This is a genomic window from Nitrospiraceae bacterium, assembly GCA_035623075.1.
Lineage (GTDB): Bacteria > Nitrospirota > Nitrospiria > Nitrospirales > Nitrospiraceae > DASPUC01.
Map to the genome: position 1 here is coordinate 38065 of DASPUC010000052.1, position 13532 is coordinate 51596.

Genomic DNA, 13532 nt, shown 5'->3' on the forward strand with positions numbered 1-13532 from the left:
AACTCAAGCCACCCGATTCGGCGCCGGTCTACCTTCCAGGACAGCCTGAATATTCTGTAAACAGATCAATCCCATCTGGACCCTCGTCTGCATCGTAGCAGAACCAAGATGCGGCAAGAGGACTACCTGTTTCAACGAAGGCAGTACTGGATGGACCATCGGTTCCTCTTCATACACGTCGAGGCCGGCGCCGGAGATCGTGCCGGATTGCAGAGCGTGGACCAGCGCAGCTTCATCCACAACAGCCCCGCGACTGGTGTTGATCAGTATCGCTGCGGGACGCATGAGCGAAAGTTCGCGCGTTCCAATCAAGTGACGGGTCTCGGAATTCAACGGAACGTGCAGCGTCACGAAATCCGACTCCTGTAACAATGCGTCAAGAGAACGCCGCGCCCAGGCTTCGGGCAGTGCCGGATTCACTCGGTGATTGTAGTAGCGGATCACCATGTGAAATCCCTCGGCTCGTTGTGCCACCGCGTGGCCGATACGTCCCATCCCGATGATGCCCAGCGTTTTCCCCGATACTTCACTGCCTAATAATTGAGTCGGCGTCCAGCCGGTCCAACGATTCGAACGAATCAACGTGTCGCCCTCGATCACCCGACGCGCGGCCGCCAACAGAAGCGCCCAAGCCAGGTCAGCCGTGGCGTCCGTCAGGACATCGGGCGTATTCGTAACGACAATCTGGTAGCGTCGAGCGGCGTCGAGGTCGATGTTGTTGTAGCCTACCGCAAAGTTGGCCAGGATCTTTAAGTGCGCGGCGGATGACAACAGATCGCCATCTACTATGTCCGTCAGTGTACAGATGGCGGCCTCAGCTCGGGCAAATCCTTCACGGAAAGCAGCCGGAGTGGGGGAGGTCTCAGTGGGATCCTGCACCAATCGAAACCGTTCCTCAATCAGTGCCATCACGGCGTGAGGCATGAGACGTGACACATAGAGCAGGGGACGAGTCGTGGACATCGCGCGAGTCCTGTATACCATCTTACTGTGTCCCGGATCATGGCTCAACCGAAGCCAGGAGCCTGCCCGAGCAATGCCATTCAACGGCGGTATGCGATCCGCTGGCGTTGCACCGAGGGATTGCGAGACAGGCTCCTAGCGGACTTTTCCAACATCCTGCTAGAATGCGGAAGCCATGACATTGATACTTCCCGACCGCTCTCGCGCAGTCGCACGTGATCTTCGCCATCTCCTTGGGTCTGATCTTGTGAAAGACGATGATCCGACAAAAACGGCCTACGCGGTGGACGCGAGCATCTATCGCATGGAACCCCAGGCGGTCGTGCTCGTTGAGTCCGAACACGACATCGCCGCCACGGTGACCTATGCGGTACAGCGAGGGATCCCGCTCACGCCGCGTGCAGCCGGCACGAACCTTACCGGTTCTGCCATCGGCTCCGGCATCATCTTGGATGTATCGCGTCTCAATCGAATCCTTGAACTGAATCGGGAAGAACGCTGGGCTCGAGTCCAACCGGGCATCGTGTTGGCCGAGCTCAATAAACAAGTGGGGCGTGACGGACTGTTGTTCGGCCCCGATCCTTCCAGTGGCGACATGTGCAAGCTGGGCGGGATGGTAGCGAATAATTCCGCCGGGCCCCACACGATCCGGTATGGAGCGGTCAAAGACAATGTGGAAGCCCTGCGGGTGTGTTTGTCTTCCGGGGAATGGCTGGATGCCCGAGTCTATGGGTTAGATGATCCTCAACTCACGGGACTGCTCGATACCCATGACTCGGTGAAGGCCGTGCTTTCGCTGGTCCAGAACCAAACAGCACTTATCGCGCGCAAGCGACCGACCGTCAGCAAGAACAGTTGTGGTTACAATCTGTTCGGTTTGGTTGACGGGCTAGCTCAAGGACGATTCGATCTTCCCAAGTTGTTCGTCGGCAGCGAAGGTACACTGGGTGTCGTGGCCGAAGCCAGGTTACGGCTTGTCGATAAACCAAAAGCGACCGTGACTGCACTCATGCATTTTCTTCGCTTGGAAGATGTAGGGGAGGCCGTCCCCAAGTTGCTCGAGCTGAAGCCTAGTGCCTTGGAAGTCATGGATGGGAATACGCTCGATCTCATCGGGCGATCCAAACACGGCATTCCTCAGGACGCGGCTGCAACACTCTTAGCTGAACTCGATAGCGATACGGAGGACGATGACTTACATGATCAGGCGGCGCGCATGGCAGCCATCTGTCGCCGATATCGGCTAGCGGCCGATCCCGTTGTCGCCTTCAACCAAGAGCAGCGAGATCAGCTCTGGAAGGCCCGCAAGGCCCTCTATCCGACCCTCTATCGGTTCGATGCGAGGAAGAAACCCATCAACTACGTCGACGACGTCGTGGTTTCGGCAGACCATATCAGCGAGTTGATTCGCTATTTGGAGGAATTTTTTCAAGGGCAGCGTGTGCCGGTCGCCATCTTTGGTCATATCGGGAATGGTAATGCCCACATTGTGCCGCTTCTTGATGTGAACGATCGGCAGGATTTCGACAAGATGGTCCTGGGCTATCACGAAATCCATCAAACGGTCCTAGAGCGATTCAACGGGTCTATCTGCGGTGAGCATGGCGATGGGCGCGTACGGGCGGAGTATGTCCGCAAGATGTTCGGTCCCGAACTCTATGGCATGTTCGAGCAAGTAAAGCGGCTTTTTGATCCATCCGGTGTCCTGAATCCTGGGGTCAAAATCAGCAACCGTCCTTTTACCGAACACATCGATTACACAAGGCTCTCGAAATCCTGTGCAACCTGTGCGAAGTGTAACTCCGTCTGTCCGGTTTACGACGTGTTTCAATCTGAAGACATGAGTTCGCGCGGCTGGTTTGAAATTGTCACGGCCAAAGACTACAGCTATGTGAGTTCGAAGCGGGTGGTAGAGGCCTGTTTGAATTGCAAATCCTGTCGGACGATCTGCCCCGCCGGTGTCGACGTGTCGGAGTTGATTCTCCGGAAGCGAGAGGAATGTCCGAATAGGATCGCTGGGTTGATATTTAAATTACATGCAAGGCCCGCCATATTTGAGCTAATCTTAAAGCTTTTCGCGAAGTTACAATGGGTCTGGGATCGCCCCACCATTCGTCGCATGATCGAGCATCTCGCGCGACCGATTCTCCGAGGCCTCGCGGAATCCGCTCAGCTGCCGTTTGACATGGTGTTGCCTCGGTTAGCTGGGCGGCACCTTCGCGATCGCCATGCAAGATTAGTCACGAAGGAGGGGGACCGTAGATCCTCAGTGGCCTATTTCCACGGATGCGCCGCGAACTATTTCGACGACGGTGTAGGGGATGCGGTCATTGCGGTGCTGCGCAGGCATGGCGTCACCCCGGACCTGCCACCTCAGCGCTGTTCTGGGACACCGATTGACACTTATGGCCACCGTGGATTAGCCAAAGAAGGAGCGAGGGTCAATCTGAAGTCGCTGGGCGGATATGAGACCATCGTCACTGGTTGCGCTTCCTGCACCCTTATGCTCAAAGATTATCCGATGCTCTTTGCCGGGGAACCGGAAGAGGGAGCAGCAGCGGCCATCGCAAAGCGAGTGCAACATGTCTCAGAGTTTGTGGCCCGATCAATGGTTCACCCGCCGGCTTCAGCGGGACAGGGCGGAAACAGGAAAGTGACGTACCATTCCTCGTGTCACCTACGGGCCGCGGGGGTGACCAAGGAACCACGACTGGTACTGAGGGACATCCCCGGAGTCGAATTTGTCGAGATGCAGGATGCTGATCGCTGTGCCGGCGGAGCAGGGACGTATCTCGTGAAGGATTACGACACATCCCAAAAGATCTTCGATCGCAAACGGAGGGCGATTCATCAGAGCGGAGCAGAGGTTGTGGCAACCAGTTGCCCTGCCTGTATGATTCAACTCCGAAATGGCTTGCGGGATAAGGTGGACGTCAAGCATGTTGCCCAGGTACTTCAAGAGGCCTATGAGGCGGCTGAGGAGAAGGACATCCGCACCCGATGAGCTTGCGCAAGGTCGATTGGCTCTTTGTCCTATTCGCCGCGGCGGTAGTGATCGGGGTTTCGCTGCTGCCGACCCCCAAAGATCGGAATCCGTTGATCCCGATGGATGCCGACCACCAGGCGGTCAAAATCGAGAAGGACTGTCTTCAGTGCCATGCTCAAATAGGGAGAAAACCCTTGCCTGAGCGGCATCCCAAGCGGCCAGATTGTTTCCGTTGCCATGCACGCCAGACGTGAAGCGTGATTGGTGATGCGTGACGAGGTAAAGAGTCGGGAGTTAGGAGAAGGAATTCAGAAGCAACTCGTCAGTCCTAAATGTGAACGCTGAGTGCTGATTGCTAACCGCTTGTTGGCGAGATACGAGCGACGAACAGCGAAGAACGAAACAAATGGTCACCGTGTTGCTGTTTGGAATAATGTTGCGGGATGCCGTTGGGGAATCTGAAGTACAAGTGGAGAGTGTCACCCAGACGACCGTCAAGAAACTTATCGAGGCCAATCAGGATCGTCTCGGTGCGGTGCTTCCGTTTCTAGAGAAAAGTGAGGTGCTGATTATGGTGAATAAGAAAGTCGGGACGCAGGATTCAGCCGTGAAGGATGGCGACACCATTAAACTTACACACCAATTCAACCCCGTGTTCGAAGGCGCCCGCTGGCACAACCCGTAACGTGCAACATCCCCGCAACCGCGTGGCCTTCATGGGATCGTTCAGACGAGGAGCCAGGCGACCGATCTTCCCAGACGCAGACTAAGAGAAGATCATTCTCCAGAGAGATCCGATCCACCCTTTGAAGGTCGAAAACCAGGACTCATCCTGCGGTTCCGGAACCGGTTTCTGACGAGTGGGTGCCGGAACTGGTTCCGGTTGAGGTGGCGGTGGAGCTGGGGAAACAGCTTGCGGAGACACAGGAATAGGTGGTGTGATCGCAGTCGGCTGACTCGCGGTTGGGCCCAGGTCTCTCGGTATCGGTGAGATAACAGGCTCCGGGGGCAGAACCGAATCTTGTAATTGACCCTTATACTTGGCGACCATCGCTTCAAGTGTCTCTTGCTCTTTCACAGCGCGTTCGGTCTCGCGGGCCAGCCAGCGATGTTGGCTCTGCAAGACGTTGAGCCTGGCTACCAATACGTCCGTTCTCTCACGAATCTGTTTCTGCCAGAGAGCCTCAGCATCTTTTTCCTTCTGAAGAGCCTCCAGCAATTCCATGGCGTTGTGTTCTTGCTCTAGCTTTACCTCTTGCAGCCTCGCCGCCTGCGCCGTCAATTGATTCACCTCGTCCCTGGTCGTCGTGAGAGCACTCCTGTGTTCCGCGGTTTCCATTTGAACTGCTCGATATGTGCTCTCCTGTACACAGCCGGTCATCGCGATAAGACCGGCACCACACAGGATAATCAGCATTCGTTGGTTGACGTGGCGTCGAACGCGTCGGACGCGTCGGAGCGGTCTACTCAAGCAGATCATGAAGTCGAGTCTGGAGTGGTGATCCCGACCAACGTGATTCTTACGGTGACCGTAAGAGGTCGGGCCCTGTGGGGCGGTACTGTGGCAGAAAGCTTACGAGGATTCAAGCAGGGAGGTCGAGAAGACATTAATTGAGGCTGTCTGTTCTTGCTCGACGTGGGCTCGGCTGTGATACTCGACCGTCAGCTTGCTGTGGCGATTACCGGTCAGTGTGATCGTAATCGTCCCTTCGAGGGTTTCCCAGGTGGCAACATAGTGCAGGTAGCCGATCATCACCGCTACACCCCAGTAATCGGGAAGTGGTTGATAGAGGTCATTTTCCCAGAGGATCTGATCTTGGATCGGCGTCCCGTATGAATCGGTGAGGGCCTGTTTCACCGCGGCATAATAGTCGATAAATTCATTGAGTCGGTTGATCGGACGTTGCAGAAACAGATACTGGCCACGGACGAGTGAGCCGTCGCGGAAATCATAACCTTCCAAGACGCCATGGTCCGCAAGGGTGCGGCTGTAAACCATGGTGCCACTATCGTCCCGCACGAGGTCACCCGTCACCACTCCACGGAGTGCTGTCTGATTCTGGCCTCGGTAGGACTGCGCCGTCATCAAGAAGGTCAAGACTTCTTGGGCTACCAGCACCTGTGTGGTCGCTTCATCGTGGTCATCGAACGGAATGTCGTAGGTGGGAGGAGGCAAAGTGGTAATGGGTTCTGCCAGTCCTTCGTGAGCCAATCCTGGCAGGAGGAGCAACAGGATGACGGCAAGAGAGTCTCGCATCGTGCGTTACCATACGTGCCCCAGTAATTTTAGTTCTATCCTACGAAAGGGCGGGATGTTCTACCTCACGCTGCACCTAACGCCGTCGTTGAGCCTTGGCTGTCGGCAGTGCGGTCAGGGGATTATCAGGCCAGTGGTGCTTGGGATAACGGCCGCGCAGTTCTTTCTTTATCGCGTAATAGGCGTGGGCCCAAAAGCTCACGAGGTCTTTCGTGATTTGGACTGGCCGGCGAGCGGGCGACAGCAAGTGCAACATGACCGGAACCTTACCATCCACCACCCGTGGCGTATCTCGGCAGCCGAACATTTCCTGGAGTCGCACGGCCAGGATAGGGAGCTCGTCTGTCGCGTAGTCAAGACGAACGCTGGATCCGCTCGGTACAATCAGATGTGTAGGGGCCAGCCGCTCCAATTCCCGTTGTTGATCCCAAGAAAGCAGGGCACGCAACGCCGGCGCGATATCGATTCGCTGAATCATGTCGAGAGAGGTCATGCCCTCGAGGTACGGGCCGAGCCACTGTTCCAGCGTACGCAGTAACGACTCATCGGATACATCGGGCCATTGTGAATCGATCCCTTGCGTTCTGCGCAGCAAACGCACGCGCGCACGCCATTGACGAAGCTCTGGTGTCCAGGCGAGCGCGTCGAGCCCCTCTTGACGAATGCCTTCCAACAAAGCGCGAACAATCGAGGAAGGATCCGGCTTCGACAAGGCCTGTTCAGATAGAACCAGTGCGCCCAGGCGACTCTGCTTGATTGCCCGAACGGTGTGTGTCTGCACATCCCACTTCACCGTCTCGATGTGATCGATTTCCTCGGCATACAAGGATTCAATGTCGGCTAATGACAGCGGAATTGCCAGATCGATACGAGCCCACTGCGGGCTATCGTCCAGATCAGTGATCACCAAAAACTTTTCAGAGCCGAGCGGATCGGGTTTCGCGAAGGCTGCACCCCGGCCGTTGGCCAGGAGGTAGCGGGCGTCGTCTCCAGACTGTCGACGGGCGATTCGATCGGGATAGGCCAGGGCGAGCAGTTTGCCAGCGTCATCTGGACCGTCCTTACTGTCAGCTACTTGAAGTGGTGCCAATCGTGAAAGCTGTTGTCGCCACAAGGTTGCTACCTGCTTCACACGTTGGCAGGCCATGACATCGACTATTCCACTGTCCAGGCGACCAGCCTCTCCCTGAAGGATGTCCAGACGGAATCGGAGGTCGGCGTTCTGTCGACCAGCTGTCCGTCGCACTATGTCACGTTCGCTCAATAATGCCGCAACCTTGCAGGCGAGACCGGTGAGGTGCAGCAGGATGGCTTTGATCAGCATGTGGGATAGACGCGGGTGGAGAGGCAATTCAGCCATCTGTTTGCCGTGTAGCGTGATGTGACCGGCTGCGTCCAACGCTCCCAATCGCACTAATAACTCTCTGGCTTGAGCGACCGCACTCGGCGGGGGAGGCGTGAGCCATGAGAGTTCGGAAGGATTGGTCGTTCCCCACAGAGCCAGGTCGAGCAACAACGGCACGAGGTCGGCATCCAGCATCTCCGGGGGTCTCCTCTGTGCCAACGAACGATGTTCGATAGCAGTCCAGAGGCGGTAGCACACGCCTGGTCCGAGCCGGCCCGCTCGTCCCTGTCGTTGCTCGGCGGAGTCCTGTGTCACGCGAATCGTTTCCAGTCTAGACAGACCTGTCCGTGGATCGAATCGAGGCAGGCGGAGCAGACCGGCATCGATCACGACGCGGATTCCCTCAATCGTTAGGCTTGTTTCAGCGATGGACGTCGCCAGCACGATCTTGCGCTGGCCGGCCTGCGTCGGTGCAAGGGCGCGATCCTGCGCCTCCGGCGAGAGATCACCGTGGAGCGGCGCGATCAGGACGGCTGGGCCAAATTCCGCATGGATGAGCCTTCGTTCGACTCGCCGGATTTCTGCCATTCCCGGGAGAAAAACCAGGAGACTGCCATCATCGCGGGCGAGGGATTGCCGGATTGCCCGCTCAACGGCGATCTCAAGAGGGCCTGACAGCGGTTGATCAAGATACCGGATCTCGACGGGAAAAAGCCGGCCCTCGCTCGAAATAACCGGCGCTTTGTTCAACAGATCTGCAACCGGAACCACATCCAACGTGGCCGACATCACCAGGAGCCGGAGATCCGGACGAAAAAGTCGCTGTGCCTCGAGACAGAGTGCGAGTCCTGTGTCCGCCTGCAAGCTCCTCTCGTGAAACTCATCAAAGAGCACAATGCCGTATGCCTGGAGTGAGGGATCCTGCTGCAGCAGGCGCGTCAGAATGCCTTCTGTGACGACTTCTATCCGCGTCTTCGCCCCCACGTTCGTATCCAGCCGCATCCGATACCCGACCGTTGCCCCGACCGGTTCGCCCAGTGTACTAGCCATGCGACGAGCCGCCGCACGGGTGGCGAGTCGGCGCGGTTCGAGCAAAAGGATCCTTCTGCCGTTTAACCAGGGAGCATCGAGCAGAGCTAACGGGACACGAGTTGTTTTTCCTGCGCCGGGTGGGGCCGTGAGGAGCGCACTGGTGCCCTGAGTCAACGCATTGAGGAGGGCGGGCAGCACGTCTTTTATTGGCAATCGCGACATGGTAGGTTTCATACTTGCAGCGCCGACTGTAACAGACCATACCCAACGACGAAAAGGACTGTCAGGCATGCCGGCTTATCACTGGACGAAGACGAAACCCACCGAAGCTGGCTGGTATTGGTTCCGGGGACCAGCACATGAAGCAGATCCGTTCATCGTGCAGGTGGACGAGGCGGGACAGTTTCAGTGGCCGGATGGGGGGTATCAGGAAGTGATGCTGGCAAACGGCGAGTGGGCAGGACCGATCGAACTACCGGAAGAAGAATGAAAGGAGACAGGGAATGATCTTTTGATTTCCTGTGCGACCGAACACTCAGCCAATCAGGATCGGGTGTGATGCCCAGAAGATGCCGCTTTGGGGCTCGGCAGCCGAATCATATAGCGGCCTCCGCTCCCAAACGTCACCAGCACTTGTCCCTGTCGGCTCAGTCGATCGATCTCGAGGAAGACCTGGTTCCAGGTGAGATCGGGGAGACTATTCGCGAGCGTATCGAGATCGCAGCCATGCATCCGTTTCACTTCCCCGAGAATGCGATGGGTGACGGGTGATTGGGAAACCATGTGTGTGCCCTCCCTTTCTTGTCCCGAAGATCACTGCGAAGTCATGCACCAATCCGTACAAATTGTGACTCAACCATCGATCCAGGATAGACGATGGCAAACTCATCGGCTGGCATCGTCTGCTGTGCAAGGTCCCTCAAGTCTTCAGCTGCATCGTCCCCCAGGCCATATGCTCGGCTCGCCAACATTTTCAGGAACACTCCCATTTCGTGTTTGACGGCCCAGCGGTCATGCCGGCTGAGGGCGCCTCGTAATCGATCCAACTCTTCGATATACGGTGTGAAATCGTAGGAGGGATATTTCTTTTTGAGATAGGTCGACAGTCGATGGTCGAGATCATCTGCCCACGTCGGAGGGGAGGACGGTCGTTCAGCTGGTGCCCCTGGAGCGAGCAAAATTATAGGATGGTCAGCGGCCCACCCATGAGCCGCCGGGAGAAGGCAACACAAGACGACTACCAGGACGGAGATCGATATTGGGATGAGAACCAATCGACTGGCGGCGTTCATTGGGACCCCTGTTCCAAAGGATCCACATCAATGAGCTGGTCGCTCGTGATAAAAACCCTGGCGTAGGAGCGTCGGAAACTGCGCTGAGATCCACACACAGGGTGACAGGCAGGAGCGTGTGGAGGAGATCGCAGTCACCGTCACTGGAACGTCAGGCGCCCATGCTACGCCCATCTGTGCCTTTGGTCAACTGCCGCGAAAGGGCCGGGGAAAGCCGGTTCGAAGAGTCTGCTCGTTAGATCGGTCCGAACCTTCAGTCGCGACACGACCATCGATATCTTTGTCGTTCACCGCTCTCTCCGTTGACAGTCTCGTTCTTCACCGCTACCCTGTCGATCGTTATTCTCGACACGTGAACACCACATGGGAATTGACAGTCCATCAGAATAATGAGGACCACCGCAATGTTCAGAAGGATTAACCATGTCAGAACACAAGGCTACGGTTGAGTGGAAGAGGGGAACTGAAACTTTCTCCTACGAGTCCTATAGTCGAGACCATGTTGTGATGTTCGACAGCGGTATTCGAATACCTGGTTCAGCTGCGCCTGCCTACAGGGGAAACCCCGCTCGTGTGGACCCCGAATCGGCGCTCGTTGCGGCCCTCTCTAGCTGTCATATGCTGACGTTTCTGGCCATTGCTGCTAAGAAGCAGCTGGTCGTAGATAGCTATATCGATCAGGCAGTCGGGTTTCTGGAAAAGAACGCCAAGGGCAAACTGGCGGTCACACGGGTCATTCTCCGGCCAAAGGTGACATTTGGTGGAACCATTCTTCCAACCGCGGAACAGCTTGCAGCGCTCCATGAACGAGCTCATGCTGAGTGTTTTATCGCAAATTCCGTGATGACAGAGGTAACGGTCGAAGCTGGGTAAAGCTTCGGATTCTGGCGATGCCCAACTACAGACGCGATTGTGCATCATCGCGCGCGGCTTGACAGATGTCTACGAGGGGGATAGCCTTTTTTGATGAAGATGCGACGATTGACGGCCTCGTGATCTTTCATCTTTTTGGGAGGGCTCCTCATGAATCACAAAAGACGTCTTCATGGCGCCATCGTCGGAATCGTCATCACGGCTGGGATTGCGCTGGGGTACTACGTGAGTATGTATTGGTTGTGGATTCCAGCTGTAATCGGAGTACCGTTAATTCAGAGCGGCTTCACGGGGTTTTGTCCTGTGTACTTTCTGCTCGATCGGCTCCTGCCTTCCGAAGGCGCGATCGATGCGTCTAGCTGCTGCGCAAAATAGGCTTCTAGGACCCAATCTGTCTATTGCAGCCCACCTTTGCTCTGTTGCTATGCACCGGCACGAGTGGCAGGTCAGCCGCATGCCTTCCATGTACCACCGTAACTCGAAAATCCCGCTTGACTCCGCCTTTCTCCACGCTTAGCATCGGGGCGAAATTCGTTCATTTGAGCCGGTACTTCGATGAGGCTTCTGCTCTTCATCTCCTTCTTCTCCATTGGGTTGACCATCACGTCACTGTCGTTCTCTGGGCAAGAGGCCCCAAGCCTTCCCGGAGCGACCGGGTTTCATCAAGAACGCATCATCTATTTGGTTGTTGAATCCAGGACGTGGCGGCCACGCGGAAGGGTGTCATTCGACATCGTTCCGTTGCTGAAGATGAAATTGGCCTCGGCGGGTTTTGTCGTGACGCAGGATCCCGAGGGTCCGCACGAGTTGACATTCAAAGTGGAGTATCGAGAGGAACGTGGGAAGCAGATATCTCTTAACCTCTGGGGCACAGAGATCACCTGCATCATGCTTCTCGATCATCCTGAACAAGGGCGGCTCTTCACGACGAAGATCCATGAATCACCACGGTATGCCGAATTGGTGACGGCTCCTTATGTAGAAGTCGTGGAGCAATTCCAGACAAATCCGTATTTTTATTATATCGGCGACTTAGTTCGAGGACGGATCGACGCTCATCTTGACACCACCGCTGCTCTGATTCAGGCTGTGGAACGACACTTCAATCGTGAACGACACCCTCGCGTCGCGACTCCATTGGACACACTGGAGTCACCGGCTGAGACCTTTCCTGACCTCGACCTCCATTTTGCTACATTGGCGCAGGAGAACGCGATTGACGAACTGGGTCGAATGAAGGACGGCCAGGCGATCGGTCTCCTCAAGACGCTGATGTTCCATTCGGATCCCCGAATGAGGCTCCGTGCCGTCCGTGCGCTTGGAGAATTCAACTGGCCATCGCTTGCGCCGGCCATGACTCGCGTGGTGCGAGCGGATTCCGATGCTGACGTACGTAACGCTGCGGCCGCTGTGCTCACACGGTACGAAGAGCAGTAAACAACCGTTTAGTGTGCTCTACCTAATATTGTTGGTCGTGTTCTGCGTGAACACTTGCGTTCAGAAGCGTGACTTTCTAGAATGGGACATGCTGAACGGGCGGTCGGGCCATTGTTCGGAAGCTCTCACGTCGTGTGCGTTATGCCTGTTTATGTTCTGTCTGATCCCATATCTCCTCGATGTCGCCACCTGTGACGAATTTGATACCGCTCCGTTGCATCAACCGGCTCTAGTGGATGGAGAAAAAGTCGACCTCTCCAAAACCACCACAAGCCCTTCCTCGCATGATCATCAGCTCTCTAGACATATGCCCCTACCCCATCCTGGTGGAGATCGGGAGGGTGGGTTCACTCTTGCTTCATTTGAACCGACGTGTGATTGTTCCATCCCTCTTCTGACCTCTCGACCGCCGCCTGTTTCCTGATCGATCACACTCGTTCCAACAATCGCCGGAGCATTACCCAGGTCTGTTGGGAACGTGTACCGGAGGCAGTCACAAGAGGGACGGTCAAGTTGATCGAACGGGTTAGGGGAGAGCATCCGAGAGGAGCTGCAATTCTTGTCGTCGACGATGCTATCGATAGCTAGAATCGCGAAGTACGATTTTACGCGCTCATCGTTATCGACCCATGTGAGCCGCTGATGGTGTTCAGGCTGTGAGTAAAGCCCGAGAGCATCAGCCCGACACCATCCTCTTGGACCTTGGTTTGCCGGGCAGGGATGGCGTTGTCGTGCTTGAACGATTTAAGGGCAACAAACGGCTGGCGGACATTCCTTGTTGTCGCGGTAACCATTCGAGACTATGAAGTAACGGAGCAATCATCGCGAGAGTATGGAGCGCTCGCGTACCTCCAGAACCCCGTCGAACCAGACAAATTGATCGCCACCATTCGCGGAGTCCTTGAGAAGAAAGAGTAGGTGATGGAGAAGGAGGCACAATGGCTGGGTTTTCGGTGCGGAAGAATCAGCGATTCAAAGAATTAATTCCCATCACGTACCGTGGGAACAGCATCGCCGGTGAAGGGATGCTCAAAGAGCTTTCGTTGAGCGGAGGTTCCATCAAAGGAAACGAGCCTGTATCGGTTGGAATGGCGCTGCGCCTGCGAATATTTGTTCCGGGAGATCCGGAGCCACTAGAGATTGATCGCGCCATTGTGAAATGGGTCAAGGGCATGGAATTCGGGGTGGAACTCAATCCCGAGAACCGGGACGCTGAGCGCATCACAAAACTCGTCGCAGAAAGAGCAAAGAAGCAACACGGCTCACCTTCTCGCCGATCATAAAGAACACGACGTTCGATTACCCAGACACCTGCGGTCTTTTCGTTGGCTGGTATAGGTTTCAACG

15 protein-coding genes are annotated in these 13532 nt (G+C 56.0%); 8 read left to right on the forward strand and 7 right to left on the reverse strand.

The features are described from left to right. Positions 1 to 3: 3 nt before the first annotated feature. Complete coding sequence (locus VEI50_15445; GenBank protein HXX76524.1) at positions 4 to 963, reverse strand: D-glycerate dehydrogenase; 960 nt, start codon at positions 961 to 963, stop codon at positions 4 to 6. 175 nt (positions 964 to 1138) lie between these two features. Between VEI50_15445 and VEI50_15450 the strand changes: the two genes are divergently transcribed. Further along, complete coding sequence (locus VEI50_15450; GenBank protein ID HXX76525.1) at positions 1139 to 3967, forward strand: FAD-binding and (Fe-S)-binding domain-containing protein; 2829 nt, start codon at positions 1139 to 1141, stop codon at positions 3965 to 3967. Positions 3968 to 3996: 29 nt separating this feature from the next. Here VEI50_15450 and VEI50_15455 read toward each other — a convergent pair whose 3' ends face one another. After that, on the reverse strand, positions 3997 to 4188 hold the full coding sequence (locus VEI50_15455) for a hypothetical protein (GenBank protein HXX76526.1): 192 nt from the start codon (positions 4186 to 4188) through the stop codon (positions 3997 to 3999). 167 nt (positions 4189 to 4355) lie between these two features. Here VEI50_15455 and VEI50_15460 point away from each other — a divergent pair, with 167 nt between their 5' ends. Further along, on the forward strand, positions 4356 to 4634 hold the full coding sequence (locus VEI50_15460) for a MoaD/ThiS family protein (GenBank protein HXX76527.1): 279 nt from the start codon (positions 4356 to 4358) through the stop codon (positions 4632 to 4634). A gap of 81 nt (positions 4635 to 4715) precedes the next feature. On the opposite strand, the gene VEI50_15465 is transcribed toward VEI50_15460, so the two are convergent. The 3 genes from VEI50_15465 to hrpB all read right to left on the reverse strand — a co-directional run bounded on the left by VEI50_15465 (position 4716) and on the right by hrpB (position 8805). After that, a complete protein-coding gene (locus tag VEI50_15465) occupies positions 4716 to 5429 on the reverse strand; it encodes a hypothetical protein (protein HXX76528.1) in 714 nt (237 codons plus the stop codon). A 93-nt stretch (positions 5430 to 5522) separates the two neighbouring features. Further along, positions 5523 to 6206: a hypothetical protein gene (locus tag VEI50_15470; GenBank protein HXX76529.1), complete on the reverse strand. Its 684-nt coding sequence runs from the start codon at positions 6204 to 6206 to the stop codon at positions 5523 to 5525. A 76-nt stretch (positions 6207 to 6282) separates the two neighbouring features. Beyond that, a complete protein-coding gene (hrpB, locus tag VEI50_15475; GenBank protein ID HXX76530.1) occupies positions 6283 to 8805 on the reverse strand; it encodes an ATP-dependent helicase HrpB in 2523 nt (840 codons plus the stop codon). A 67-nt stretch (positions 8806 to 8872) separates the two neighbouring features. Between hrpB and VEI50_15480 the strand changes: the two genes are divergently transcribed. Further along, on the forward strand, positions 8873 to 9073 hold the full coding sequence (locus tag VEI50_15480) for a hypothetical protein (GenBank protein HXX76531.1): 201 nt from the start codon (positions 8873 to 8875) through the stop codon (positions 9071 to 9073). Positions 9074 to 9126: 53 nt separating this feature from the next. Here VEI50_15480 and VEI50_15485 read toward each other — a convergent pair whose 3' ends face one another. Further along, positions 9127 to 9366 carry a hypothetical protein gene (locus VEI50_15485; protein HXX76532.1) on the reverse strand — a complete coding sequence of 80 codons (240 nt, stop codon included), beginning with the start codon at positions 9364 to 9366 and terminating at the stop codon, positions 9127 to 9129. A gap of 41 nt (positions 9367 to 9407) precedes the next feature. Next, positions 9408 to 9875: a hypothetical protein gene (locus VEI50_15490; protein ID HXX76533.1), complete on the reverse strand. Its 468-nt coding sequence runs from the start codon at positions 9873 to 9875 to the stop codon at positions 9408 to 9410. A gap of 423 nt (positions 9876 to 10298) precedes the next feature. On the opposite strand from VEI50_15490, the gene VEI50_15495 reads away from it, so the two are divergent. The 5 genes from VEI50_15495 (at position 10299) to VEI50_15515 (ending at position 13468) form a co-directional block, all read left to right on the forward strand. Continuing rightward, the gene (locus VEI50_15495) at positions 10299 to 10748 is read left to right on the forward strand and encodes an OsmC family protein (GenBank protein ID HXX76534.1); all 450 of its coding nucleotides are present in this window, start codon (positions 10299 to 10301) and stop codon (positions 10746 to 10748) included. A gap of 150 nt (positions 10749 to 10898) precedes the next feature. After that, complete coding sequence (locus VEI50_15500) at positions 10899 to 11123, forward strand: DUF2892 domain-containing protein (GenBank protein HXX76535.1); 225 nt, start codon at positions 10899 to 10901, stop codon at positions 11121 to 11123. A gap of 180 nt (positions 11124 to 11303) precedes the next feature. After that, on the forward strand, positions 11304 to 12185 hold the full coding sequence (locus tag VEI50_15505; GenBank protein ID HXX76536.1) for a HEAT repeat domain-containing protein: 882 nt from the start codon (positions 11304 to 11306) through the stop codon (positions 12183 to 12185). Positions 12186 to 12905: 720 nt separating this feature from the next. After that, positions 12906 to 13103, forward strand: a complete 198-nt coding sequence (locus VEI50_15510) for a hypothetical protein (protein HXX76537.1) — start codon at positions 12906 to 12908, stop codon at positions 13101 to 13103. Positions 13104 to 13123: 20 nt separating this feature from the next. Continuing rightward, complete coding sequence (locus VEI50_15515) at positions 13124 to 13468, forward strand: PilZ domain-containing protein (GenBank protein ID HXX76538.1); 345 nt, start codon at positions 13124 to 13126, stop codon at positions 13466 to 13468. Positions 13469 to 13532 lie beyond the last annotated feature (64 nt).